Genomic DNA, 26,283 nt, shown 5'->3' with positions numbered 1-26,283 from the left:
GCCGTAAGCCGCCCGTGTACACACGCCGGATTGATCCTGCCTCTTTCGGGTGACCGACGGTGGGCGGTTCGGGGGAAGTCGCCCCGGACGGGTGGTTGCGGCGCATGGGGGTTCGGAGTACAGCAGCCCTGTGGCACGCTTGCGCGGTAATTCGGGTCCGAAGTGCTTACGGGGGCTTCCGCGATGAGCGGTGACCATCAGGACGAGTCACTCGGCGGTGGAGGCTTCGGGACAGCCGGACCGCCACGGCGGGTGCCCGGCCAGAGCCGACGGAGCGGCTCGTCCGGTGTGCCGCGCCCGCGTGCCGACGGCCCGGACAGCGCGGACACCGGCCCGGACGGTGCCGTCAACGGCTTGGCGCACGAGCCGTATCCGGTGGACCCGGACGCGGACGCGGCGGAGTACGTCGTTCCGCAGCAGCGGGGCGGCAGAGCCGGTTCGGTGCCTCCGCCGGCGCACGAGCGCCCGTCGGCGGACGCCGAGCTGATACGGCGCTTGCGGGACGGCGACGACGGCGCCTATGAGGAGCTGTTCCGCCGCCACTGCGAGGCCGTCCGGCGGTACGCGCGTACGTGTTGCCGCGACGCGCACACCGCGGACGACCTGACGGCCGAGGTCTTCGCGCGGACCCTGCAGGCGGTGCGCGGCGGGGCCGGGCCGGAGCAGGCGGTGCGGGCGTACCTGCTCACCACCGTCCGCCGGGTCGCCGCCGCCTGGACGAAGACGGCGAAGCGGGAGCAACTGGTCGACGACTTCGCGGTGTTCGCCGCGGAGGCGGCACGCAGCACGGACGCGGCGACGGACGACACCCTCGGCCTCGGGGCGGACGTGCGCGCGATGCACGAGGCAGAGCAGTCGCTCGCCATGCAGGCCTTCCGGTCCCTGCCCGAGCGCTGGCAGGCCGTGCTGTGGCACACGACGGTGGAGGAGGAGTCACCGAGCGACGTCGCTCCCCTCTTCGGCCTGACCGCCAATGCGACGGCGGTGCTGGCGAGCCGGGCCAGGGAGGGGCTCAAGCAGGCGTACCTCCAGGCCCATGTGAGCACCGCGCTCACCGCGGGCGGCGACTGCGCCCGGTACGCGGACCGGCTGGGCGCGTACGCCCGCGGCGGCCTGCGGATGCGGGCGGAGCGGGGTCTGAGCAAGCACCTGGAGGAGTGCGTCAAGTGCCGTCTGGCCGCCGGTGAGCTGGCCCATGTGAACGCGGGCATTCCCGCACTGCTGCCGATCGCGCTCATCGGCTGGTTCGCCGCCGGGTACTCCCTCAAGGCGGCCGGGATCGTCGCCGGCGGTGCGGTGGGCGCGGCGGGTGCCGGGGCCTCCGCGGCCGTCACGTCGGGCGCGTCAGGCGGGGCCGCGGCGTCCGGCGCGTCCGGCGCGTCCGGCGGGGCCGCCGTGGAGGGAATCGGCGCGCCCGCGAAGGCGGTGATCGCGGCGGCCGTGGCCGCCGCCGCGACGGCCGGGCTGGTGTGGGCGTTCTGGGGCGGCCCGGAGCCCCGGCCAGAGCCGGATCCCGTGGCCGAGCCCCCGGCCGCCCAGCCCGCCGCGCCGGTGCCGCCCGCACCCCGGCCGAAGCCCGAGCCGCCGACAACGCCCGCGCCCGTTCCCCAGTCGGCCGAGGCCGGCCCGAAGTCGACGCCGAGCCCCACTCCCACGCCCACGCCGACGCCGACGCCGCGACCCGTCGAGCCGAAGCCCACCCCGACCCCCGGTGCGCCCACGACACCGCCGACGCCGACTCCCTCACCGACGACGAAGCCCGTGCCGCCTCCCGCGCAGCCGAAGGTCTACCGGGTCAACCGCCTGGGCTACGGCATCTTCGGCGACCACACCGGTCCCGAGGTGCGGCACGACGAGAGCAGCTGGATGTGGCAGCGCTCGGGCATGTCGATCGACGGCAAGAGGTACGGGCACGGGGTGACGGTGCACGGCAGGTCGTCCGTCACCATCGACCTCAACCGCGCGTGCACGGCCTTTGACGCGTCCGTCGGCGTCGACGACCTGACGCCGGGGGCGCGCCCGGTGCGCTTCTCGGTGTACGGGGACGGGCTCCGGCTCTGGCGCTCGGCCGCTCTCGGCCACGGCGACGCGGCGGTGCCGGTCCACGTGCCGCTCGCCGGCCACAGGACGCTGCGTCTGGTCGTCGAGCCGGGGGACGCGTGGGGGACGGCTGTTCTCGCGGACTGGGCGGAGTCCCGGATCAGCTGCCGCTAGGCAGCAGCGGCGGAGATCTCCCGCCCCTGAGCCGCCGGGCGCGGCGAGGTCGATCTCGCTCGCCCGGCCGGTACGCACGCCCTCGGGCGCGCATACCTCTTGATCCGTGCGTCGCGCCCGGCTCGTCCGTGCGTCGCGCCGGCTCTACGCCTGGAGCGTCCGGCGTTTGGGGACGCCTCCCGCCACCGCGCGGCGGCGCGGCGCCGCCGTGCCCGTCCAGCAGGTTCCGCGGCGGGACAGGAGCCGGCGCAGCCACAGTTCCGTGGACACCAGGTCGGCGAGGCCGTCCAGCGGGACGGGTTCGCCTTCCGAGGCGGCCCGCAGCGCCTTGCGGACGACGCGGGCCTCCACCAGGCCCGCGTCCGCGAGCAGCGGGGCGTCGAACAGGGCCATCAGATGCGGGAGCGCGGCCCGCAGACCGGTGCGCGCCGCCGCCGTCGCCGTATGCGACGCGTGCGTCGTGGCGCCCCAGCCCGGCGGGAGGTCGTGGACGCCGGCCCCCGCGAGGACCGTGCGCAGCACCGATGCCCGCGCCCCCGGCTGGACCCGCAGCGATTCGGGGAGGTCGCGGCTGGCGCGTACGACCTGGTTGTCGAGGAAGGGGGCGTGCAGCCGCTGGCTGCGGATCTCGGCGGCCTGCTCCAGGATGCGCTGGTCCGCCGCGTGGCGGCTGAGCGCCGCCCGGGCCCGGGCCTCGCCCGGCCGCTGCACGGATGTCGGCCGCGTCGCCGCCTCCATCAGGCGAACCGATACTTCAGCCAGTGCCTCGCCGGTCAGCCAGCGGGCTGCGGGGCCGGGCCGTGCCCAGTTCAGGGCGGCGAGCGAGGCGCCCACCGCTCCGTTGAGACCGACCGCGCCCGTGCGGTTCGCGGAGAGCAGCCGGTCGGCGGCGGCCTCGAGACCGGCACGGTAGGGCGTGCGGGCCAGACGTCGCGCCGCCCGGTACACGGTGAGCGGCACGAACAGCGACTGCGGCGAGGCGCCGTCGGCCCGGGCCAGTGCGGTGACCGGCCGCAGCAGATGGCGTCGGCGCCGGTCCATCAGCAGATCCGCGAGCCGCGCCGGATGCGCGTCCAGCACCTGCCGTGCGCCCGCCCCCGTGAAGTGGTCGGCGCTGCCGGCCGCGAGCCGGCTGCGGTGCCGTTCGGCCGTCACCAAGGCCGGCGCCGGCTCGTCGGTGAGCGGCCCCGAGTCGAGTCCGGCGTACGGGAGGGACTCCTCCCCGGCCGCGACGACGACATGGTGCAGCCGCGGGTTGGCGGCGATGGCGCGGGCGCGTTCCAGCTCCGGCTCACGGGCCTCGCGTCCCGTGGTGACCAGGTCGTTGAAGGTGACGGCGAGCAGCCGCTCGCCCGCGCCCGTCCCGTGCCCGAGCACGGTGCCGGGCACGCCGGGCAGCCCGGCGGCCAGCAGCGCCAGCGTGCTGGAGGCGCTGCCCCCGGACAGGTCGGCGCCGATGCCGGGAGCGGGCGCCCCTCGTGCGGCGCGGCGTTCGGCGGGACCCATTCCCGGCACGGGGCCCGGGTCGGGGGGCAGCGTCTCCGGTGCGTGCCGCGGGGCGGTGAGCCTCGCCCGTACGGCGTCGACCAGCGCGTCCCGCACACCGTCGACCGCCTCGGCCGGGTCGATCTGGGGCCCGGCGACGGCCAGGGAGGCCACCGGCTCGTAGCCGGTGATCTCCCGTGAGCCCTCCCGCAGGATCAGCGCGTGCCCGGGCGGGATGCGCTTGACCCCCGCGTACGGGGTCGAGTCGCGCAGCGCCTCCGGGGTCTCGGGGCAGGCGAGCAGCGCGGCCAGGTGCCCGATGTCGAGCTGGGCCTCGATGAGGTCGGCGAGCGGGAGCGCCGCGGTGGCGTACGCGGTGCCGCCGGCCCAGGGGGTGTAGAAGACGGGCCGGGCGCCCGCGAGGTCACCCACGACGGTGATGCGGCGTCCGGCCTGGACCACGACCGTGTAACTGCCGGCCCATGCCGTCAGATGCCTCAGTGCGCCGCCGCGCGCCGCGAACAGCCCGACCCGCAGTTGTTCGTCGCTGGCGGCGCAGCAGCCGAGGACGGCGAGCCGGGTCACCGCGGGCGGGTTCGCATCCCCGCCGGGGATGGAACGCGCGGGCGGTTCGGCCGTGACGACGCGCACCTCGTCGGGCCGCCAGTCGCCGACCGCCCACAGCGGATCGGGGTCTCCCCACAGCAGTTGGGCTCCGACGGGGTGAACGGTGCGGCCGTCGATGCCGAGGTCGTCAAGGGCGTCAAGGTCTCGGACGGCCCCGGCCGTGCCGAAGTTCGCGGCGATACTGCTCCACCCCACCAGCCACCGCATCCCCGCCTCCACGATTCCCGAAGCCGTTCGGGAACATGCTGCCACGAAGGAGGCGCACCGGAGGGCGCTCCGGTAGCGCGCGCAAAAAGTGAACTCGCCGGTGGCATGGGCGTTTCGACGGCCGCCAGGAGGCCGGTCGAGCCGCCGCCAGGCGTCGTACGGTGGTTTCGGAGCCCCTCCGGCACAGACGGCATTCGGCCATTCTCGGCGAGCGGGCCAGGACGCAACCTCCAGCCCGGGAGGCGGAGTTCGCCTCCCGGACCGGTCCGCCGCCCGCGGGGAAATTGAGGCGGCAGTGTCCCCCAGCCCACTGGTTTCCAGTACGCAGTGGGCCGACCCACGCGGTACCGATGGAAGCGCTCCCGAACATCCTCGGCCAGAGCGCACGCGCAGGCGCACGGCCACACGGCCGGAGCACGACGGAGCACGGCTGCCGGTGGCGTACCCCCGCCCGCACAACAATCCCGCCATACGGAACACCGCCTCTTAACGGTAGGGATGTGGCGAACTACGCTGGGTTTACTGCTGTCCTCGGCAGGAGCGCATATTCCGAAGGGCTCGGCCACCTGCTTTTGCAGCCGGGACCGCTCGGACGCGGGGGGTGTGCGAACCGGGAGGACACAGCACGAATGCCGTGCGCCGAAGGCGTCACGGCAGCTGTCTGTGTGTCGAGGGGTGGCGCATGTCCAGGGAGCAACGCGGGCCGAACGAAAAGCTCGGCACCGTTCTCGCCCTCGCGGGAATCAGCAACGCCGGCCTCGCCCGGCGGGTCAACGACCTGGGGGCGCAGCGCGGCCTGACCCTCCGCTACGACAAGACGTCGGTGGCGCGGTGGGTCTCCAAGGGCATGGTGCCGCAGGGCTCCGCGCCCCATCTCATCGCCGCGGCCATCGGGGCCAAGCTGGGCCGGCCGGTGCCGCTGCACGAGATCGGGCTGGCGGACGCGGACCCGGCGCCCGAGGTCGGTCTGGCCTTCCCGCGCGACGTGGGCGAGGCGGTGAAGTCGGCCACCGAGCTGTACCGCCTGGATCTCGCCGGCCGGCGTGCGGGCGGCGGGGGCATCTGGCAGTCGCTGGCCGGTTCGTTCGCGGTGAGCGCGTACGCGACTCCCGCCTCGCGCTGGCTGATAACCCCCGCGGACCCGTCGGTCGAGCGGCTCGTCGGCACCCCCGCGGGCGCCGGACAGGCCGCGCCCGCCGGCGCGTCCGCACCGGCCGCCCCAGAAGCCCCGGACGGCACGGACACGCCCGTGCGCGTCGGCCACAGCGATGTGGCCAAGCTGCGCGAGGCGGCGGAGGACGCGCGTCGCTGGGACTCCAAGTACGGCGGCGGGGACTGGCGTTCGTCGATGGTCCCCGAGTGCCTGCGCGTGGACGCGGCCCCGCTGCTCCTCGGTTCGTACTCGGACGAGGTGGGCCGCGCCCTGTTCGGCGCCACCGCCGAACTGACGCGGCTGGCCGGGTGGATGGCGTTCGACACCGGCCAGCAGGAGGCGGCGCAGCGCTACTACATCCAGGCCCTTCGGCTCGCCCGGGCGGCGGCCGACGTGCCGCTGGGCGGCTACGTGCTCGCCTCGATGTCGCTGCAGGCGACCTACCGGGGCTTCGCCGACGAGGGCGTCGACCTCGCGCAGGCCGCGCTGGAGCGCAATCGCGGCCTCGCCACCGCCCGGACGATGAGCTTCTTCCGGCTGGTGGAGGCGCGCGCGCACGCCAAGGCGAACGACGCCGCGGCGGCCGGCCAGGCGCTGAAGGCCGCCGAGGGCTGGCTGGAGCGGTCCCGTGAGGGCGACGCGGACCCGTCGTGGCTCGGCTTCTACTCCTACGACCGCTTCGCCGCCGACGCCGCCGAGTGCTACCGGGACCTGAAGGCTCCCCGCCAGGTGCGCCGCTTCACCGAGCAGGCCCTGTCGCGGCCGACGGAGGAGTTCGTCCGCTCCCACGGCTTACGCCTGGTCGTCTCGGCGGTGGCCGAGCTGGAGTCGGGGAATCTGGACGCGGCCTGCGCGGCCGGCACGCGCGCGGTGGAGGTCGCGGGCCGGATCTCCTCGGCCCGCACCACCGAGTACGTACGGGACCTGCTGCACCGCCTGGAGCCGTACGGCGACGAGCCCCGGGTGATGGAGCTGAGGGAGAGGGCCCGCCCGCTGCTGGCGGCGCCGGCGTAGGCGGCCGGCCCTCGGGCGACGCAGGCGTCCACGACGAGGCGGGACGGCGGAGGGTCCGGCCGGGACGGGATGTGAGCAGGTGACGCGCGCCCCTCGGTCCACGCTGGTTTAAGCGCATTGTCGGCGGGCCAGTGCACTATCGGGGTGGGAGGTGACGCGGTGACGGCGTCCGGGCGGAGCTTCGACTGCGACGTGCTGGTGGTGGGCGGCGGGATCGTCGGCCTGTCGGCGGCGTATGCCCTCACGCGTTCGGCGCCCGGGACCCGGGTGACGGTCCTGGAGAAGGAGCAGGGACCGGCCCGGCATCAGACCGGGCGCAACAGCGGCGTGATCCACAGCGGCATCTACTACCGGCCCGGCTCCCTGAAAGCCCGGTTCGCGGTGCGCGGCGCGGCCGAGATGGTCAAGTTCTGCGCGGAGTACGGCATCGACCACCAGGTCACGGGGAAGCTGATCGTCGCCACGGAGCGCGAGGAGCTGCCGCGGCTGCACGCCCTCGTCCAGCGCGGCCGGGAGAACGGCATCCCCGTGCGCGAGCTGGGCCCGGCGCAGATCGCCGAGTACGAGCCCGAGGTGCGCGGCCTCGCCGCGATCCACGTCGGCACGACCGGCGTCTGCGACTACGGCGCGGTGGCGGCGCAGTTCGCGCGGGCGTCCGACGCGGATGTGCGATACGGCGAGGAGGTCACCGCCGTCGACCGCCGGCCGTGGGGCGTCGCGGTGCGCACGGCTTCGGGGACGGTGGTGCGCGCGCGGGTCCTGGTGAACTGCGCGGGGCTGCACTGCGACCGGGTGGCGAGGCTCGCGGGCGACGACCCGGGGATGCGGATCGTCCCCTTCCGTGGGGAGTACTACGAGCTGACCCGCCCCGCTCTCGTCCGCGGCCTGGTCTATCCGGTGCCGGACCCGGCGTTCCCGTTCCTCGGGGTACATCTGACCCGCGGCATCGACGGCGGTGTCCACGTCGGTCCCAACGCCGTCCCGGCCCTGGCCCGCGAGGGCTACACCTGGTCGGCCGTGCGCCCCCTGGAGCTCGCGGAGACCCTGCGCTGGCCGGGTTCCTGGCAGATCGCCCGCCGGCACTGGCGTTACGGGGCCGGCGAGCTGCACCGCTCCCTGTCCAAGCGCGCCTTCACGCAGGCGGTGCGCCGGCTGCTCCCGGCCGTGTCCGAGGACGACCTGCGCCCCGCCCTGGCCGGAGTGCGGGCCCAGGCGGTGCTGCGGGACGGGACGCTGGCCGACGACTTCCTGATCCGCGAGGCGCCGCGGACGGTCCACGTGCTGAACGCCCCGTCCCCGGCGGCCACGGCGTCCCTCCCGATCGGCCGGGAGGTGGCCCGCCGCGCGCTCCAGGCCCTGAAGGAGGACCGGATCCACCACGCGGACGCGCCCGGGCACTGACATGGCAGGGCAGGGCGGTCGGGCTCCGGCACCGACGCGGCAAGGCGACCGGACACGCACCGGGCGCACCGACGCGGCGAGGCGACCGGCCACCCTCCGGACACGCCGACGCGGCAAGGCGGGGCGGACGAGCCAGGGGCACTCACGCGACAGGGCGACCGGACACGCCCCGGGCGCACCGACGCGGCAACGCCGGGCGGGCGGACTCCGGTCCTGAAAGGCCTGGGCCCGGCGGACTCCGGTCCGGAAGGGCCCGGGCGCGGCAGGCCCCGCGCCCGGAGGGGCCCGGCGGGCTCCGGCCCGGTCGGCCCACGCGCCCGGCCCCTCCCGCGCCCGGCAGGGCCCCGCGGCCGGCCTCGTAGAATCGAGGCATTGTGTCTGAGTCTCGAAACACCACCCCCGACACCCCGCGCCCAATAATCCGCGCCAAGGGCGAGCCGCGTTTCCCCGGCGGGCCCGCCGCCGATCCGGCCGGGTCGCATCATGAGCGGCGCATCCGCAGCTTCCAGCCGCGCCGCAGCCGGGTGACCGCCGGGCAGGGCGACGCGCTGCAACGGCTGTGGCCGGTGTGGGGACTCGACATCGACGGGCACCGGGTGCTCGACCTCGACGAGATGTTCGGCGGGCTGCCCGTCGTCCTGGAGATCGGGTTCGGGATGGGCGAGGCCACCGCGCAGATGGCCACCGACGATCCGGACACCGGCATCCTCGCCGTCGACGTGCACACACCGGGCCAGGGCAACCTGCTCGGCCTCGCCGAGCGGAACGGCCTGACCAACGTGCGGGTCGCCAACGGCGACGCCATCATCCTGCTGCGCGAGATGCTGCCGCCCCGTTCGCTCGACGGCATGCGCGTCTACTTCCCGGATCCCTGGCCCAAGAAGCGCCACCACAAGCGGCGGCTGATCCAGCCGGAGTTCCTGACGCTGGCCGCCCAGCGGCTTCGACCCGGGGCTGTCCTGCACTGCGCGACCGACTGGGAGCCGTACGCCGAGCAGATGCTCGACGTCCTCACCGCACACCCGGACTTCGAGAACACCGTCCCGGACGGCGGCTACGCCCCGCGTCCCGCATTCCGTCCGCTGACCCGCTTCGAGGGCCAGGGTCTGGACAAGGGCCACAAGGTCCACGACCTGTTGTTCCGCCGGGTGCTGCCGCAGGCGTGACCGCGCGGGCCCTCGCCGTCGGGCCCTGACCGATGCGGTGCGGACACGGTGACGTACCGCGCACCTCGCCGCACCCTCGCCGGTTGTCGGTGCCTCTCGTTAGGGTCGACAGGTGTCCCAGTCGTCCGCGCAGCACACGATGGCGAGCCGCCCGCCGCATCCGGCGGTGCCCCCGTGCCGGCAGGAGCAGGGCGGCGGGCCGGCCGGCGGCGTGCCGCAGACCGCCGCGCGGCGCCGCCGGATGCGTGCCGCCCGTCTGTGGCGCAGCCGTGCGGTCCGGGCGGGTGTGCTGATCACTCTGCTCGGGCTGTGCGGACTGGTGATCCTCGCGCTCGTACGGGAACAGACCGGCACCCAGGGCTTCCTGATCGGCCTCGGCCTCGCGACGCTGCCGGTGCCGCTGCTGGTGGCGGCGTTCCGCTGGCTGGACCGGGTGGAGCCCGGCCCCTGGCGGAATCTGCTGTTCGCCTTCGCCTGGGGCGCGTGCGCCGCCGCCCTGATCGCGATCCTCGCGAACACCTTCGCGACCCGCTGGATCGCCACCGCCACCGCCGATCCCGCTTCCGCCGACACCCTGGGCGCGACGGTCATAGCACCGGTCGTCGAGGAGAGCGCCAAGGCGGCGTCGGTCCTGCTCCTCTTCCTCTTCCGAAGACGGGACTTCACCGGCCTCGTGGACGGGGTGGTGGTCGCGGGCGTGACGGCGACCGGCTTCGCCTTCACCGAGAACATCCTGTACCTCGGCAACGCCTACGGCGAGGACCAGGCGTTCGGCACCTCGGGCCTGGCCTCGGTCACCGCGGCGACGTTCTTCGTGCGGATCGTGATGTCGCCGTTCGCGCACCCGTTGTTCACGGTGCTCACCGGCATCGGTTTCGGCCTTGCCGCACTCGCCGCGCCCCGTCGGCGCATACGGCGCATCGCGCTGCCCCTGCTCGGCCTCGTCCTCGCGATGGGCATGCACGCCCTGTGGAACGGCTCGGTTTCGCTGTTCGGCCCGTGGGGTTTCTACGGGGTGTACGCGGCGTTCATGGTGCCCGCCTTCGGGCTGCTGACCTGGCTGACCATATGGACCCGGCAGCGCGAGCTGCGCACGATATCGAGCGAGCTGCCGGCGTACGCGGCGGCGGGCTGGCTGGCGGACGCGGAGCCGCAGGCGCTGTCCTCGATGCGCGCCCGCACGATGGCGCGCGACTGGGCACGGCGGACGTACGGCCCTGCCGCGGGCCACGCGGTCTCCGAGTACGAGGCGTTCGCGACGTCGCTCGCCTCTCTGCGCCACCGGGCCCACCGCGGCGCCGCGGGACCGGACTTCGCGGAGCGCGAGCGGGAGCTGCTGCACCACCTGTGGCGGCGCAGGGACGTGGCCGCGCCCGCGCTCGTGTACGCGGCGCGGGCCACGGGCCGGGTCGCCGTACCGCCCCCGCACCGCGACTACTCCGGCTACAACCCGTACCGCCGCTGACCGCGCGGCCCTCGTCGCAGCTGCCGCGCCCCGCCCGCCTCGCACGAGGCGTCGTCGGCGTCGCGTCCGCGCCCTGCCGCCGCGCACAGGCGCCACCGGGGACGGCGCGGACACGGGGACGCGCGGCACCCGAACCCCGTACCGCGCGCCGTCGGCCGCTGCCCTCGATCAGATCGTGAGGCCCTTGTCCCGCAGCCAGGCCATCGGGTCGAGGCCGGAGCCGCCCGCGGTGTGCACCTCCATGTGCAGGTGCGGCCCGGTGACGTTGCCGGTCGCGCCGACGCGGCCGATGGTCTCGCCTGTGGCGACCGTCTGGCCCGCGCTCGCGGTCATCGACGACAGGTGGGCGTACCAGACCTCGGTGCCGTCCTCCAGCTCCAGCACGATGCGGTAGCCGTACGAACCGGACCAGCCGGCCGACTTGATCGTGCCGCCGTGGACCGCCTTGACCGGGGTGCCCGTGGGAGCGGCGAAGTCCAGACCGGTGTGCTGGCCGGAGGACCACATGGAGCCGGACTCGCCGTACGTGGAGGTGATCGTGTACGAGGAGGTGGGCAGGGCGTAGCTCGCGGCGAGCTTGGCGAGGCGCTCCGCCTCCTCCTTGGCCCGCGCGGCCTCCTCGGCCTTCCGCTTCTCCTCGGCCGCCTGGGCCTCGGCCTCGCTCTGCTGCTTCGCCGCCGCGGCGGCGGCCTGCTCGGCGGCCAGCTTCTCGGCGGCGGCCTTCGCCTCGGCGTCCGCCTCGGCGCGCTGCTGCTCGACCTGCTGGAGGATGCGGGCGCGCAGGGCCTCGCCGGCGCCGGCCGACTGCCCGTCGGCACCCGTCCCGCCATCGGCGACGGTCGTCATCGCGGTCAGGGGGGCCGCGTTCGCCTCGGAGCCGGAGTCGTCGGAGAGGAGGGAGCCCACGCCCGGAAGTGACGCGGCGTCGGGGAGCTTGTCCGCGATCGAGTCCGGAAGGGAGATGGAGACCGCCGGCTTGTCCTGGGCGGTCGCTATGCCACCGGCGCCGACCGCGGCGATGACACCGACGCCGAGGACGGTGGAGCTGCGGGCGAGCCCGCCGCGCTGCTTGACGACGCGGTGCCGGCCGCGCACCGGACGGATGGATTCCTCGGTGGGATTCCATTCCTCCCACGTCCGCTCCGCGGTGTCGCCGCCGAAGTGAGCGGGCACGAACGGGGCCTCGGGGGCAGGCATGTTGGACGCCACGAAGGCGTACTCCTTTCCTTCCTTCTCGCCTACCGGGTTAGCTGACGGGTTCGGAGCAGGAAGGTCTCCTACGGGCGTCCTCGGCCGCGGACTGAGCGGCAAACGATGCCCGATTCACCCCAATTGGTGGTTCCCCGGTTCCCTTGCGGGATTCGGCGCGTGCGCACGGTGCCGTCTCTTGCGACGGCTGGGACGACCGCGCTGCGTTATCGAACGTTAATAGAAGCCGGGGCCGGATTCCAAGCTGTTCCGGCTGATCATTAACGCCCGCGGCCAGGACTTACCAGGACAGAAGCAGGCGGAATCGGGCGACTTGATCACCCTTCAGGCCGGCGACATCACCTGACGTTGCGTCAAATGTTATGCAGAGTGACACCGTTTGGCTACACACCGTACTGATGTGCTGAGCGTTCGCCGTCCCCTCGGGCTGCGCCCCTCAGTCCGGCGTGCCGTGCCCGCTGCTCCGCCACCCGCCGTCGGTGTGCCGTACCCCCCGCGCCGGGCGGGCGCCGCCCGCGCCACGCACCGCGCGCCGCCCCTGCGTCCGGGACGCGCCGTCGGCGGACACGACCGGCACCGTCCGCCGCCGTTCCGGCTGCCCCACCCCGGGCCTGCCGACCGCCAGGAGCGCCATGTCGTCCGTGGACCTGCCGCCCGTGTACCGGCGCACGTCCTCGACCAGCGCGTCGAGCAGGCCCTCGGGGCCGGGGAAGACGCTTCCCCGGAGTCGTTCACCCGGGTCGTAGAAGACGCCTCGGGCGTCACGGGCCTCGGACAGGCCGTCCGTGTACAGCAGCAGCGTCGCGCCGGCGGGCAGCGGATACTCCTCCGCGCGGTCGGGCCACAGGCCCAAGTCGCCCATCCCCAGGGGCAGCGCGGCCTCGGACGGCTCCAGCACGTCCAGCTCGCCGTCGGCGTGCAGCACCAGCGGGTCGGGATGCCCGCGGTTCACCAGCCGTACGGTCCCGTCCCCCACACCGTCGCTGGGCGGGATCTCGCCGAGCACGGCGGTGGTGAACCCCTCGATGGCGTCAAGCCCCTCCCGCCGCATGTCCTCGCGCTTCAACGCCCGCTCCAGCCGCCGTGCCACGCCTTCGAGCGAGGTCTCCTGCTCGGCCGCCTCCCCAAAGGCCCCGATCAGCACGGCGACGGCCGCCACCGCCTCCATCCCCTTGCCGCGCACGTCCCCGACGATCAGCCGCACCCCGTGCGGGGTGTCCTGCACGGCGAAGAGGTCACCGCCGATGAACGCGTCCGCCTGCGCCGCCTCGTAGCGCGCCGCGATGTGCAGACCGGCGATCCGGTCCGCGGGCGTGGGCAGCACGGCGCGCTGCGCGGCCTCGGCGATCACCCGCGCCGAGGCGAGCCGCGCGCTGCTGCGCCTCACGACCCCGTTGATCAGCAGCGCGAGAGCCGCCACGGTGAGCACCGTGCTCGTCTCCGTGAAGGCGGTGATCTGGGCGATGGTGTTGTTGTAGGTGTGCAGGCCCGTCGTGGCCAGGACGGCGGCGATACCGGTGAGCAGCGTCACGACCCAGGTGACGATCGGCGCCGCGATGAGCGGGGCCGCGGCGAAGAGCGGCACCGCGGTGAAACGGGCCGGCGTCAGCAGGTCGAAGACGATGCCGGCGGCGATCATCACGGCGGGCAGGAGACGGACGAACCACGGCGCGCCGTAGCTGCTGCGCTGTTCTCGCCCCACAGGTGTTCTCCCTGCCGCTCCACCCACGGCCACGGACCGGTGCCGCGCACTTCCCATGCTGCGCGCCCCGGGGGCGCGCGGCGACTTGCCACGTCCGGCCGCACAGAAGCCCAGGTCACGACGCCGAAAACGAGGGCGCAACCGACGACGGAAACGACGGCGGCCCGGCAATCGATCATCTCGATTGCCGGGCCGCCGTCTTCAGTAGCGGGGACAGGATTTGAACCTGCGACCTCTGGGTTATGAGCCCAGCGAGCTACCGAGCTGCTCCACCCCGCGTCGGTGAACACCACCTTACGCCATCCGGAGCAAGATCCACTCCCATTTACCGGTCCGGTCCCGCCGATCCGGCCCCACAGGTCGTCTCCGCCGCGTTTTCGGCCCCCGCGGCGACGTTTTCGGCCTCCGCGGCCACGCTTTTCGGCCTCGTCCCGGCACATCCGGCCTGGTGGCACCGTTCGCGTCACATCCGCGCCGCGCACTCCGTCAATGCTGTGACAGGCCGGACGACGACGGACACGGGGCGGACGATGAACGAGCACGACTTCCTGGCGCAGCGCTTCGAGGAGCACCGCGCGCACCTGCGCGCGGTCGCGTACCGGATGCTCGGCTCGCTGACCGAAGCCGACGACGCCGTCCAGGAGGCCTGGCTGCGTCTGAGCCGCTCCGGCTCCGAACGCGTCGAGAACCTGGGCGGCTGGCTGACCACCGTGGTCGGCCGGGTCTGCCTGGACATGCTCCGTACCCGTGCGTCACGGCGCGAGGAGCCGATGGAGACCCGTCTGCCCGAGCCGATCGTCACCGGGGCGGACGCGCTCGACCCCGAGCACGAGGTCCTGCTCGCCGACGCGGTCGGCCTGGCGCTGCTGGTCGTCCTGGAGACGCTGGCTCCGGCGGAACGACTCGCCTTCGTGCTGCACGACATGTTCGCGGTGCCGTTCGACGAGATCGCCCCCGTGGTGGGCCGCACCCCGGCGGCCGCGCGCCAGCTGGCGAGCCGGGCCCGCCGCAGGGTGCAGGGGACGGCCGCAGTCCCGGACGCCGACCTCGGCCGGCAGCGCGAGGCCGTCGACGCGTTCCTCACGGCGGCGCGGGGCGGCGACTTCGAGGCCCTCATCGCGGTCCTCGACCCGGACGTGGTGGCCCGCTCCGACGGCGGCGCGCTGCGTCCGGGCGCACTGGTCCGCGGTGCCGAGGCGGTCGCCGGCCAGGCGATCACCTTCGCCCGCCTCGCCGAGGTGGCCCGCCCGTGCCTGGTCAACGGGGCGGCGGGCGTGGTCGCGGCGACGGACGGGGTGCCGGTGTCGGTGATGGCGTTCACGGTGAGCGGCGGCCGGATCGTCGAGATCAACATCCTGCGGGACCCGGAACGGCTGAAGGCCCTCGACCTGGCCGCGCCCGGGGCGTGAGCGGCGCCGACGACAGGGGCCCAATCGGGGTGGCCCACACGGCGGTTGGGTATTTCACCACTGACTCGCCGATCGCTGCGCGACCACACCGTGACGCACACCGAGAGGAGACCCGATGGCCGAACCGCTGTCCGCCGACCAGTTGCTCACCGCCTTGCGGAACGAGGGACTGCGCGTGGTGGAGTACCGCGACTGGCGCACCCACAACCGCAACCATGTGGGCCCGTGGGCCCCGGTGCACGGCGTGATGGTCCACCACACCGTCACCTCAGGCACCGAGTCCTCGGTGGAACTCTGCTACAACGGCTACTCCCAGCTGCCCGGACCGCTGTGCCACGGCGTCATCGCCAAGGACGGCACGGTCTACCTGGTCGGCAACGGCCGGGCGAACCACGCGGGCCTCGGCGACGACGACGTCCTGCGCGCCGTGATCGCGGAGAGCGCGCTGCCTCCCGACGACGAGGCGAACACCGACGGCAACCGCCACTTCTACGGCTTCGAGTGCATCAACCTCGGTGACGGCCAGGACCCGTGGCCCGCCGCCCAGCTCGAAGCGATCGAGCAGGCTGCCGCCGCGATCTGCCGGGCCCACGGATGGACCCACCGCAGCGTGATCGGCCACCTCGAGTGGCAGCCGGGGAAGGTCGACCCGCGCGGGTTCACGATGGCGTCCATGCGCGAGCGCATCGCCGTACGTCTCGCATCCGCCCCGCCGTCCGAGGAGGACGACATGCCCGACAACTGGAATCTCGCCTCTGCCGCCGACATGACGCTGTCCCCCGGCCACTGGACGACCGTCCCGGTGGGCTCGGCGGACCTGCTCACGTCCGCCGTGCGCTACACCGGCGCCATGCACCTGACCCTGACGGCGCCCGCGGGCGGGACGGTCCAGGGCCGCTTCTACCACCTGCGCCCCGACGGCACGCGCTGGACCGGCCCGATCGTGGAGCGCCTGACCACCTCGGGTTCGAGCTTCCTGGACTTCCCACACGCCGGCTCCGTCGCCGCGGACGAGAAGGTCCGCTTCGAGGCCGTCTACTTCCCGGCCTCGTCGACGGACTCCGCGTCCGCCTCGATCACGTCCTCCTGGATCCGCGGCCTGTCCTGGTCGTGACGACCGCCGGACTCGCGGCCCGCCGCGCGCCGGCCCCGGATCTCGCCTCCGAGGCCCGAGACCACAGAGCATTCCAGCCGGTCGAACCCCGTCGAGGTGCCCCGGCAGGTCGGAGGAGACCCCGACCTGCCAGGGCCACTGCCTCGATCAGGAGGTCGCGCGCGGGTGCACGAGCAGCACGTTGCCGAGCGGACGCTGACCGGTCGCGTCCGACGGCCGGTTGACGACTCCCGACTCCGCCGTGGCCATGACGCTGGAACCTCCGCCGTCGAGGTTCATCGCCTCACGCGCACCGAGCTGCCGCATCAGCCGCGCGGCCTCCGCGACACCCAGCCCCTCGCTGTAACCGGCCTGCCGGCCGTCGACGACGACAAGCAGCATCCTGCCCCAGTAGTCGACGCCGATCATCGAGCGCGGATTGCTGCGCACGGTCCAGTTGTACGTGAAGGTCTGGTCCGCGCCGTCGCGGATGATGCCGTCCTGCTGGGCGTTGACCGACACCCGCCCGTCCCTGACCAGGGTCGGGCCGACCTGGAGGATCGTCGTGTCCGGGGTGAGCTCCACCAGGCGGCCGCTGCTGTCCCTCACCTGCTCGGTGAACGTCAGCGTCTCGCCGACCGCGGCGTGCGCCAGCAGCCAGTCGGCGCTCTCGCCGATCGCCTGGACGGTCGAACCTCCGGCGGGCACGCGGGCTCCGCGTGAGGTGTTCACCGCGGTCACGCGGCCGTTCGCGTCGAGCACGGCTTCCGCACCCGGGCCGGCCGGGGGCTTGCCCCACTCCGGGGTGAACCGCACCAGCTCGCTGCTGTCCGTGCACCGCAGGTCGTGCTGCGCCTTCTCGGTCGGCAGGTCGCCGCCGACGCCGCCGCAGTTCCAGACGACGCCGGGCAGGCGGTTCACCCCGTCGATCTCGACGCTCTCCGCGCCGGCCCGGAGCGTCACGTGCGCGGTGAACGTGTCCACGTCGACGGACCGCCCGCCGCGGGTCAGCTTCACGCCGGCCCGGCCCTGGGTGGCGGAGCCGATCAGCTTGCCGTCCTTCACGTACATGCCGCCAGGCGCGTTGTTGTAGAACCACTGGCCGTTGACGCCGGCTATCGCGCCCGTCGACGCCATGAGGTCCGTCAGCGTCTCGGTTCCGTTGAGCGCGGGCCCGAAGTCCGTGCCCACCGTGCCGCCGAAGGTGCGGAAGTCGAGCCGGAGCACGTGGACCTTCTGCGGTGCGTGGGCGTCGGTGCCGTCCTGCGCCGTGTAGCGCGTACCGCCGGCGAAGCCGGCCGCCTTGACCCGGCCCAGCACGGCCGTCGCGTCGGCGGCGTCCACGTAGCGGCCGATGCGGACGGTCCAGCCGAGCGTTCCGGGGCGGCGGTCGGCGAACGCCGGTGATGCGACCCTCTCGACCCGCGGCTCGAACCCCTTCTCGCGCAGCGCCGCGGCCACGCGGTAGGCGGTGGTCTCGGGACCGAGCGCCGTGCCCGCGGAGGCGAGCGGGCCGTCGGGGGTGGCCGGCAGATAGATGTGAACGGTCCACCGGTCGTTGGCATCCTGCTTGCCGAACGTCATCGAGGTCAGCGTCGCTCCGGGCGCCACGGTGGTGGTCACCGGCGGGGCGCTGGGCCTGAGCGGCTGGTTCGCGAAGCGGACGGCTGATGCCGGGGCCGCCGAGGGGTGCGGCGACGCGGCCTCCGCGAGGGGCGTGGCCGCGGCCGCGACCAGCACAGTCGCAGCCGCCGCCATGAGGGAAAGGGACTTGCGCTGCATGGGCGTCCTTCCGTCGTCGGAACGTAAGGCAAGGCAAGGCGCAGTCGATTGCCGTGAGATGGCTCGGAGTTCAACGGACGAGGCAGCTAGAGGAAAGGCTGCGGTCCGAGGAGATGATTGCCCCGTTCGCGCTGCGCGACGCGGGGCACTGGCCTTCTGCTCGTGGGATGTTGGGGGTGTGGGGCGCGTAGCCCGGCCGGAGGGCGCGGAGTTACCTGCCGTCCGATATGCCAGTTTGCTGACGCTGCATCACTTTCACTCGGCTTTGCGTGCTCGATCAGCCGGCATCTGATCACGTTCATCCGAGACGGCGACGGTGACGGTCTCCACACGATCAAGGAGGCGCTGCGGCACTCCACGGTCACGCCGACCCCCGGATACGTACGCGCGCCTTCTCCCACAGGTCGGCGAAGCCGGACAGGAGCCGCCGCCACGCCGGTCCCGAGCCCGCCAGGGTGTCTCCTCAGCGGCTCCCGCCAGGACGCCCCCTCGCGCACCGCGCCCCCCACACGAGGCCGGAAAGGACGCAGCGCCCCGACCGGTCGAAACCGATCGAGGCGCTGCGTAGCAGGTCAGGTGCGCTCTGCCACCCCTGCCGACGGTAGGCCGTGTGGGACTCGAACCCACAACCAACGGATTAAAAGTCCGCTGCTCTGCCAATTGAGCTAACGGCCCTCGGCACACCTGAGCATAACCAAAGAGATCCCCATAACCGATCGGGTATCCCGTACTGGCCTGTCCCGCCGCGGCCCGGTCACCCCGGACCGCGGCGGGGGCACGTCAGTACAGGCCCTTGAACGCCTGCCAGCCGCCCGTGCCGATCAGCACCCGGGCCGCCAGGGTCCCGCTCCCCGTCGCACTGTGCCGGTACAGCCGGCCGTCACCCGTACGGCCCAGGAGGTCCGGCTTCCCGTCACCGCCGATGTCGCCGACCCCGACGACCGAGGTGTAGCCACCCCAGCCCGTCGCCAGCTTCACCCGCGGCGTGACGCCACCGGTGGCCGTGCCGTAGTACCGCCACAGCACGCCCGCCTGGTCGACGCCGAGCAGGTCACCGCGCCCGTCGCCGTTCAGGTCGCCCGCGCCGACGATCTTCGCGTACGTCTTCCAGTTGGTGCCGATCTTCACCCGGCCCTTGAACCGGTGATCGGCCGTTCCCGCGTAGAAGTACATGTCACCTGTCGTCGCCTGACGCGCGATCAGGTCGGCGTAGCCGTCGGCGTTCACATCGCCCGGTGACGTCAGCACGTCGTACTGGCCCCAGCCCGTACCCACCGATGTGTACGGCGAAGAAGCCGACACGACCTTCCCGCAGCCCTGCCGGTACGCACGCAGCTCGTTCCCGGCACGGACCAGCACGTCGTTGCAGCGGTCGCCGTTCACGTCGCCGAACGGCACCAGCACCGCCGTCGTCGCGAACTTCGTCCCCGTCCCCGCGATCCGCGACGACAACCCGCCCGTGCCCGTGCCCTTGTACAGCGACACGAGACCCGTCGAGTCCATCACCAGCAGGTCGCCGAAACCGTCGTCCCCGACGAGATCACGCCACACCGGCGCGGCCCCGGTAACGGCCACCGCACCCGCCTCCGTCAGATCCGCGCCCTGGCCGTCGGCGGGCTTCACGCTCAGCGACCAGGAGTACGCGCCGTTCCCCACGAGCCGCCCGTTCGCGTCCTTGCCGTCCCACACCGGGCTGACCACGCCGCGCGCCTCGCCCCCGGTCAGGGTGCGTGCCACGGTGCCGGTCGCCTTGTGCGTCAGCGTCAGCGTCCAGGACGCGGCCGGCTTCGACAGCCACCAGCGCGGCTTCCAGGCACCCGCCTTCAGGTTCGCACCCGTCGCCACGTCGGAATCGATACGGGCCAGCGGCGAGGCCGGGATCCCGAGATCGGCCACCCGGATGTCACCGGCGGCGTTCTCCTGGTAGGCGACACGGCCGGCGGCGGTGTCGATCGTGTACAGCCCGGACTCGAAGTTGTCGTCGCTCGTCAGGTACGTCTCTTTGAGGACCGGCTCGGGACCGCGGACGTCGATGACCCGCACCTCCCGGCCCTCGCCCTGGACGACGTAGCCGTCACCGAGCTGCGAGAACGGCTCCGTGTAGTTCCGGTTGGTGTTCTTGTCGAGGTCGTGGATACCGCCCCTGTCGGGGGTGCCGGCACAGGTCCAGCTCAGCCAGTGGGCCGTGACCTTGAGGAACTCCGCCCGGCAACCGGTTCCCAGATCCATCGTGCGCTTCACGGCGCCGGTACGGACGTCGTAGCCGACGACCGTTCCGTTCACCTTGCCCTGCGTCCAGAGGGTGTCGCCGTACAGGTCGTAGTCGAAGGGCACCTCGAACGTGGCGAGCCGCTTGCCCGTGTCCAGATCGAACGCGGTGTTCGTCACCCACTCGCCGGTCTGGGTCCGTCCGCTGCCGATCGCGTAGCGCCCGGAGACGTCATAAATTTGAACGTTCGTGACTTCGCCGGTGAGGACGCGCCCCGAGGTCGCGCCCTGCTCGACCACAAGCGGGTCGAGCTGCGACCCGTAGGGCGGCTGGACGACCATCCGTCCATCGCCGGTGGCCAAGGGCTCCGGACAGCCGTTCGTGTCGCACTCCTGGAGGGGGAACCCGAAGTCGCCGCGCTCCACCGTCGTCCCGGCCGTCAGCTCACCCGTGACCGAAACCGTCCGCGAACGGTAGGAATTGGTCTCGTCCGGCATCCGCTCCAGGGAGTGGAGCTGTCCATGGCTGAAGGTGAACGACCGTGGCTTCGAGGTGAGGGGGGTGACGTCGACGAGCTCGGCCGCGGTCGTCCCGTCCCCCTCCGCCCGGAGCCGCTGGACGCCCAGCGCGTCGGCGGCCGCACCGGCGATCAGCAGCAGCCCGCCGTCCGGAGCCGCCATCACCTGCCCGCGCCCGTGGGTGAAGAGCGTGGTCTCGTCCCCGCCCGTGCGCGGCACGGAGACCACCCGGTACGGGGCGGAGGACGCCTGGCCGGAGGCGCGGCCGACGATCAGCCGGTCACCGACGACGCCGAGCAGCACATCGCCCTCGTTGTACGGGAGATCGGCCGTTCCGGTCAGGGTGAGCGGACCCGGCGCGTCGGCGCCTCCCTTGGCGTAGAAGCGCGCCTTGCCGTCCTTCGCCCACTCCACGATCTCGGTCGGGCCCTGAACGGTGGACACCGGCGCAACGGTCGCGTCGGCGGGCACGGTGCGGACCTGCGCCGAGGCCAGATCGACCCAGGCGGAGCGGGAGACGCCGCCCACCTCGTAGGTGGCGAGGATGCCGTCCGCGCCCCCGGTCACCGCCCTGGCGGGCGGCTGCGCGCCTTCCGGCCAGCCGGTCACGGGCGTGACCTGCACGGAGCCGTTCACCAGCCGGAGCAGATGCCACGCGCGCGGGGCGGTCGACGTCGCCCGAGTGAAGGTGACGACGGTGGAACCGAAGGCACCGATGTACTCGTGCCCGCTCGGGATCGTGAGGCGGCTGACGCTGTCCGTGGCCATGTTCACCAGCCGGACCTCGTCCGGCATGGACCCCGGGTTGTCCATGTACGAGGCGAAGCCGTCGAAGCCCGCGCCGTAGGTGCCGTCGGCCTCCGGACCCTCCTGGGAGGTGGAGATCGGGGAGGAGTCACCGGCATAGGTGCTCCAGAAATGCCCGACGCCCTGCTCGTAGCGCAGGTAACCGGTGGGACCCGCGACGAGCGGGACGACGGTCCGCGGCTGCGGCGCGGCGGCCGCCGGGAAGACGACTCCGCTGCCCTCGGCCGCGGTGGCCGTGAGCGCGAAGGGGCCGACGCCGGCGACAAGGGTCGCTGCGGCCACGGCTGCGATGGAATGGCGTACGAGAGCGCTTCGAGGCACTCGGGTCCCTCCCCGGGATGCATAAGAGAGGCATGGGGAAATCAGCGGTGCCCGTGCTGAACAGCAGTGTGTGAAGGCCCCCCGGCCGCACCCGCCCCCATGCAAGTGGGCCGACTGTAACAGCAGCCCCACCAGCGGCGGAAGGCACTTTCGAACCCGTTCAACGCAACAGGGCCCGTACGCCACCGAAGTGTCGTACGGGCCCTGTCCCAGCAGGTCACACAGCGTCAGCCGTTGCGCTTCCAGCGCGGCTTGTCGTCACGGCGGCCACCGAAGGAGCCGGAGTTCGAACCGGCGCCGCGGTGGTCGTCACGGCGGCCGTACGGACGGTCGTGGCGCTCGCCACCGGAGCGGAAGCCGCCCGAGGGGCGGTCGTCGCGGCGGCCGTACGGACGGTCGCTGCCGCGGTGCGCGGACGGGCGGTCGTCGCGGCGGAAGCCGCCACGGTCGTTGTCACGGCGCTCGAACGAACGGCCGCCACGGTCGTCACGGCGGAAGCCACCGCGGTCACCGTCCCGGCGGTCGTCGCGGCGGAACCCGCCACGGTCGTTGTCACGACGCTCGTCGCGGCGGAAGCCACCACGCTCACCGTCACGGCGGTCGTCACGACGCTCGAAGCCACGGTCGCGGTCGAAGCCGCGCTCGCGGTTGAAGCCGCCACGGTCGTTGTCCCGGCGGTCGTTGTCGCGGCGGAAGCCACCACGGTCGTTGTCACGACGCTCGAACGAACGGCCGCCACGGTCGTCACGGCGCTCGTCACGGCGGAACCCGCCGCGGTCGCCACGGTCCCGGTCACGGCGCTCGAAGTTGCCGCGGTCGTCACGACGGTCGTACGCGGGGCGCTCCTCGCGGGACTCACGCTCCGGCTGCGCCTCGGGCACGGCCGCGATCTCGGCCTCGGCGGCCTCGGTCACCTCGGCGACCGCGGCCTCCGGGTCCTCGCCGCGCTCGCGGGCGGCACGCGCCACCAGGCGGTCGGCCTCCTCGCGGAGCTCGGCCGCGCGGCGCTGCACGCGCTCCAGCTGGCGGGTCAGCTCGACGACCTCGCGCTCCGCCTGCTTGGCGGCGTTGTTCGCGGAGTCGGCCTGGACCTCGGTGAGCGAACGCGCGCCGGTGATCTCCGCGACCTCCGGGTCGAACGCGCCCGCGCCGCCGACGATGTGGCGCGACGCCTCGACGCCCGCGTCCTCCATGAGGCGGAAGATCTGGCGGCGCTGGTGCGGCAGCGACAGGGACACGACCGTGCCGGACTTGCCGGCGCGGGCGGTACGCCCCGAGCGGTGCAGGTAGTCCTTGTGGTCGCCGGCCGGGTCCACGTTCAGGACGAGGTCGATGCCGTCGACGTGGATGCCGCGGGCGGCGACGTCGGTCGCGACGAGCGCGTTGACGTAGCCGTCCTTGAAGTCGGCCAGCGTGCGCGTACGGGCGCCCTGCGTCATGCCGCCGTGCAGCGCGTCGGCCTTCACACCGGAGTCGCGCAGCTGCTCCGCGATGCGGTCGGCGCCCAGCTGGGTGCGGACGAAGATGATCGTGCGGCCCTTGCGCGCGGCGATGGCGGCGGTGACCGGCGCCTTGTCCTTGGGCTTCACGACGAGCACGTGGTGCGTCATGGTCGTGACGTTGCCCTGCGCGCTGTCGACCTCGTGGCTGACGGGGTCGGTCAGGTAGCGCTTGACCAGGGTGCTGATCTCGTTCTCCATCGTGGCGGAGAAGAGCATGCGCTGGCCGCCGGCCGGGACCTGGTCCAGCAGCTCGGTGACCTCGGGCAGGAAGCCCAGGTCGGACATCTGGTCGGCCTCGTCGAGGATCGCGACCCGGACGTCCTCCAGGGAGCAGGCGCCGCGGTTGATGATGTCGCGCAGACGGCCCGGGGTGGCGACGAGGATGTCGACGCCGCGCTCGAGCGCGTAGATCTGGTTGCCCATGGACGTACCGCCGCAGACGACCTTCATCTTGAGGCCGAGCACGTCGCCGTACGGCTGGAGGGCGTCCGCGACCTGCATCGCGAGCTCGCGGGTCGGGGTGAGGATGACGCCGCGCGGCTTCTTCTTCTCGGTGTGGCCGCCGGCCAGGGTGGCGAGCAGCGGGAGACCGAAGGAGAGCGTCTTGCCGGAGCCGGTGCGGCCGCGGCCGAGGATGTCCTTGCCGGCCAGGGCGTCCGGGATGGTCGCTGCCTGGATCGGGAAGGGGGTGGTCACGCCGTTCTGGGCGAGCTTGCGGACGACGCCCTCGGGCAGGCCGAGGTCCGCGAACGTGACCTGGGGCTGCTGGGGCTCGTCGGCGACCGTCTCGGCGGCCACGGAGACCGTCTCGTCGAGCGTGTCGTTCTCGGGCATGACGGCGTGATCAGTACTGAAAGTGGACATGCGAAATGCGAAACCTTCCGGAGTCTCGGCACGCGCCCAAACCCCGTGAATTCGCAATTCGACCGCCTCGATGCGGTCAGCCACGGCTAGGGAGATACGCGCCACACGGCGCGCTTCCGTTTCGGCGCCGGGCAATGGGATCAAACGATCTACCACCATACGCACCCTCCCCGGGCAAAGGCAAACCGCCTGCGCGTGACCCGCGTTACATCCGCCGTCCGGGCGAGGGCGGGGCCGACTCCCGCCCCCGCCCGGGATCTACGCCGGTCTGTCCTGCGGCGACGCCATGGGCTCGGTGCCGCCCCCGTGGCCGCCCGGGTGCTCGACCGACCGCATCGCCCCGGCGTGCACCTCGGGCGCCGACGACGCCGGCGGCGGGTCCGTCGGCTCGCTCGGCTGCGGCGTCGGGCTCGCCGGGGGCGTGGGCGACTGGGGCGGAGGGAGGGTCGGGGGCTGCTGGGTCGCGGGCGGGGACCCGCCGCCGTGCGGCGGCGTCGGCTTCGTCCCCGGCTTCGCAGGCTTCCCGCCCGGCGTCGCCGCCCCACCGCTCGCCCCGCTGCTCGCCGCACCGCTCGGGCTCGGCGATCCCTCGGCCTCCGGCCCCTTTTCGGCGTCGTCCGCCGTCGCGCCCTTCCCGTCCCGCTCCTCCTCGCCGTGCCCGACGGGGCGCTGCGCGCCGCCCGGCGCCCCGTGACCGCCGTCCGGCTCCGCCGCCGCCCCGCGCGGCTCCGCCGAGGTGCTGGGCGCGGGCTTGCGGCCCTCGTCTTCGCTCACGCTCATACAGCCTGTCGAGGCCAGGGCCGCCAAGGAGGCGGCGATCCAGACGGCCGTCCGGCCGGGGGCTGACAACTGGCGCACGGGGGCACCTCCGGGACACGGGTTCGCGGGTCGCCCTGCCCAACTCCCGTGACCCCGCGGGGGACACGCCTCCCGGCCCCCTCAGCCCACGATGCCGCGCGCCAATTCCACGCCCAGGAACACCGATCCGAGCCCCACCAGCAGCGAAGCGGCCACGTTCGCCACGGCCAGGAACCTCCAGCCGCGCTCGGCCAGCCGCAGCGTCTCGTAGGAGAACGTGGAGTACGTCGTGAGCGCACCGCACAGCCCCGTGCCGAGCAGCGCGTACGTACCCGACGACACCGACGCCCCGGCCAGGACGCCGAGGACAAGACTGCCCACGGCGTTCACCGTGAACGTCCCCCAGGGGAACACCGAGTCGTGCCGCGCCTGCACCGCGCGGTCCGTCAGGTAGCGCAGCGGGGCGCCGACCGCCGCGCCCAGGATCACGAGCAGCCAGCTCACCGCCGGACCGCCCACCGCGTCACCGAGGCCGCCGCCCACACGGCGGCCAGCGCACCGGCGACCGTGCCGCCCGCGTACGCCAGTGCCGCGCCCGCCTCCTCGCGCTCCAGCAGTTCGGTGAAGTCGAGCGCGTACGTCGAGAAGGTCGTGAAGCCCCCCAGCACGCCCACACCGAGCAACGGCCGCACCAGCGGATGCGCGGACCGGCCGCCTTCGCTCACGAGGACCATCAGCACGCCGATCAGGGCGCAGCCCACCACGTTCACCCAGAAGACTGCCCAGGGGAACGCCCCCTCCGGCGTGGGCCACAGCCGCGTCGCCCCGTACCGAGCCGTCGCACCCACCGCGCCGCCGGCCGAGATCGCCCCGAGCACCGCCCACTTGTGGGCGCCGGCCAGCTCCGCGCGCTGCGCCGGGACGTGCAGATCGACGTCCGGGTCGATGGCCTCTCCGGCGCTCCCGGGGCCGGAACTCACCCGTACCCCAGGGCGTGCAGCCGCTCGTCGTCGATACCGAAGTGGTGGGCGATCTCGTGCACCACGGTGATCTCGGTCTCGGCGACGACGTCCTCACGGGTCTCGCACATCCGCAGGGTCGGGCCGCGGTAGATGGTGATCCGGTCCGGCAGCACACCCGCGTACCACTCGCCGCGGTCCGTCAGCGGAGTCCCCTCGTAGAGCCCGAGCAGCTCGGGGTCGTCCGGGGTGGGTTCGTCCTCGACGAACACGGCGACGTTGTCCATCAGCCGCGTCAGTTCGGGCGGGATCCTGTCCAGGGCCTCGGCGACCAGTTCCTCGAACTCCTCGCGCGTCATCTCCAGCACCCGGCCATTG

At 73.4% G+C, this 26,283-nt stretch carries 17 protein-coding genes, 2 tRNA genes and 1 riboswitch; of the genes, 7 read left to right on the top strand and 12 right to left on the bottom strand.

What is annotated here, in order from left to right; translation table 11 throughout:
• Positions 1–183 precede the first annotated feature (183 nt).
• Positions 184–2,214 (top strand): sigma-70 family RNA polymerase sigma factor, encoded by a 2,031-nt coding sequence (locus AB0K02_RS30000; protein WP_365995710.1) that lies wholly within the window; start codon positions 184–186, stop codon positions 2,212–2,214.
• 144 nt (positions 2,215–2,358) lie between these two features.
• Here the strand turns inward: AB0K02_RS30000 and AB0K02_RS29995 are convergent, their stop codons facing one another.
• Entirely contained in the window at positions 2,359–4,533 is a 2,175-nt protein-coding gene (locus AB0K02_RS29995) for an asparagine synthase-related protein (RefSeq protein WP_365995709.1), read from the bottom strand.
• Between the two features lie 682 nt (positions 4,534–5,215).
• Here AB0K02_RS29995 and AB0K02_RS29990 point away from each other — a divergent pair.
• The 4 genes from AB0K02_RS29990 to AB0K02_RS29975 all read left to right on the top strand — a co-directional run bounded on the left by AB0K02_RS29990 (position 5,216) and on the right by AB0K02_RS29975 (position 10,732).
• Positions 5,216–6,700: an MFS transporter gene (locus AB0K02_RS29990; RefSeq protein ID WP_365995707.1), complete on the top strand. Its 1,485-nt coding sequence runs from the start codon at positions 5,216–5,218 to the stop codon at positions 6,698–6,700.
• A gap of 159 nt (positions 6,701–6,859) precedes the next feature.
• The gene (gene lhgO / locus AB0K02_RS29985; protein ID WP_365995705.1) at positions 6,860–8,101 is read left to right on the top strand and encodes an L-2-hydroxyglutarate oxidase; all 1,242 of its coding nucleotides are present in this window, start codon (positions 6,860–6,862) and stop codon (positions 8,099–8,101) included.
• 374 nt (positions 8,102–8,475) lie between these two features.
• The gene (gene trmB / locus AB0K02_RS29980) at positions 8,476–9,267 is read left to right on the top strand and encodes a tRNA (guanosine(46)-N7)-methyltransferase TrmB (RefSeq protein WP_365995704.1); all 792 of its coding nucleotides are present in this window, start codon (positions 8,476–8,478) and stop codon (positions 9,265–9,267) included.
• 112 nt (positions 9,268–9,379) lie between these two features.
• The gene (locus AB0K02_RS29975) at positions 9,380–10,732 is read left to right on the top strand and encodes a PrsW family intramembrane metalloprotease (protein WP_365995703.1); all 1,353 of its coding nucleotides are present in this window, start codon (positions 9,380–9,382) and stop codon (positions 10,730–10,732) included.
• A gap of 168 nt (positions 10,733–10,900) precedes the next feature.
• Here AB0K02_RS29975 and AB0K02_RS29970 read toward each other — a convergent pair whose 3' ends face one another.
• The 3 genes from AB0K02_RS29970 to AB0K02_RS29960 form a co-directional block, all read right to left on the bottom strand.
• On the bottom strand, positions 10,901–11,941 hold the full coding sequence (locus AB0K02_RS29970) for a M23 family metallopeptidase (RefSeq protein WP_365995702.1): 1,041 nt from the start codon (positions 11,939–11,941) through the stop codon (positions 10,901–10,903).
• 11 nt (positions 11,942–11,952) lie between these two features.
• Positions 11,953–12,109, bottom strand: a riboswitch (cyclic di-AMP (ydaO/yuaA leader).
• A 268-nt stretch (positions 12,110–12,377) separates the two neighbouring features.
• A complete protein-coding gene (locus AB0K02_RS29965) occupies positions 12,378–13,580 on the bottom strand; it encodes a PP2C family protein-serine/threonine phosphatase (protein WP_365995716.1) in 1,203 nt (400 codons plus the stop codon).
• 268 nt (positions 13,581–13,848) lie between these two features.
• Positions 13,849–13,922: transfer RNA gene (locus tag AB0K02_RS29960), tRNA-Met, on the bottom strand.
• Positions 13,923–14,173: 251 nt separating this feature from the next.
• Between AB0K02_RS29960 and sigJ the strand changes: the two genes are divergently transcribed.
• Positions 14,174–15,052, top strand: a complete 879-nt coding sequence (gene sigJ / locus AB0K02_RS29955; protein WP_365995701.1) for an RNA polymerase sigma factor SigJ — start codon at positions 14,174–14,176, stop codon at positions 15,050–15,052.
• A gap of 115 nt (positions 15,053–15,167) precedes the next feature.
• A complete protein-coding gene (locus AB0K02_RS29950; RefSeq protein WP_365995700.1) occupies positions 15,168–16,166 on the top strand; it encodes a peptidoglycan recognition family protein in 999 nt (332 codons plus the stop codon).
• A 147-nt stretch (positions 16,167–16,313) separates the two neighbouring features.
• Here the strand turns inward: AB0K02_RS29950 and AB0K02_RS29945 are convergent, their stop codons facing one another.
• The 8 genes from AB0K02_RS29945 to AB0K02_RS29910 all read right to left on the bottom strand — a co-directional run bounded on the left by AB0K02_RS29945 (position 16,314) and on the right by AB0K02_RS29910 (position 26,273).
• Positions 16,314–17,927: a phosphodiester glycosidase family protein gene (locus AB0K02_RS29945; protein ID WP_365995699.1), complete on the bottom strand. Its 1,614-nt coding sequence runs from the start codon at positions 17,925–17,927 to the stop codon at positions 16,314–16,316.
• A 602-nt stretch (positions 17,928–18,529) separates the two neighbouring features.
• Positions 18,530–18,602 (bottom strand) — tRNA-Lys (locus AB0K02_RS29940).
• A 105-nt stretch (positions 18,603–18,707) separates the two neighbouring features.
• A complete protein-coding gene (locus AB0K02_RS29935; RefSeq protein WP_365995698.1) occupies positions 18,708–21,743 on the bottom strand; it encodes an FG-GAP-like repeat-containing protein in 3,036 nt (1,011 codons plus the stop codon).
• A 266-nt stretch (positions 21,744–22,009) separates the two neighbouring features.
• Entirely contained in the window at positions 22,010–24,148 is a 2,139-nt protein-coding gene (locus AB0K02_RS29930) for a DEAD/DEAH box helicase (RefSeq protein ID WP_365995697.1), read from the bottom strand.
• Positions 24,149–24,406: 258 nt separating this feature from the next.
• Entirely contained in the window at positions 24,407–24,922 is a 516-nt protein-coding gene (locus AB0K02_RS29925; protein ID WP_365995696.1) for a hypothetical protein, read from the bottom strand.
• Between the two features lie 165 nt (positions 24,923–25,087).
• A complete protein-coding gene (gene crcB, locus AB0K02_RS29920; protein WP_365995695.1) occupies positions 25,088–25,450 on the bottom strand; it encodes a fluoride efflux transporter CrcB in 363 nt (120 codons plus the stop codon).
• Positions 25,447–25,926, bottom strand: coding sequence for a CrcB family protein (locus AB0K02_RS29915; RefSeq protein ID WP_365995694.1), 480 nt, complete (start codon positions 25,924–25,926; stop codon positions 25,447–25,449). The genes crcB and AB0K02_RS29915 overlap by 4 nt, the downstream gene beginning before the upstream one ends.
• Positions 25,923–26,273, bottom strand: coding sequence for a metallopeptidase family protein (locus AB0K02_RS29910; protein ID WP_307714680.1), 351 nt, complete (start codon positions 26,271–26,273; stop codon positions 25,923–25,925). The genes AB0K02_RS29915 and AB0K02_RS29910 overlap by 4 nt, the downstream gene beginning before the upstream one ends.
• Positions 26,274–26,283 lie beyond the last annotated feature (10 nt).

Source organism: Streptomyces sp. NPDC049597, from assembly GCF_040675505.1.
GTDB lineage: Bacteria > Actinomycetota > Actinomycetes > Streptomycetales > Streptomycetaceae > Streptomyces.
Note: the sequence above shows the minus strand (reverse complement) of the source record. Positions and strands in the feature narration are given on the sequence as shown.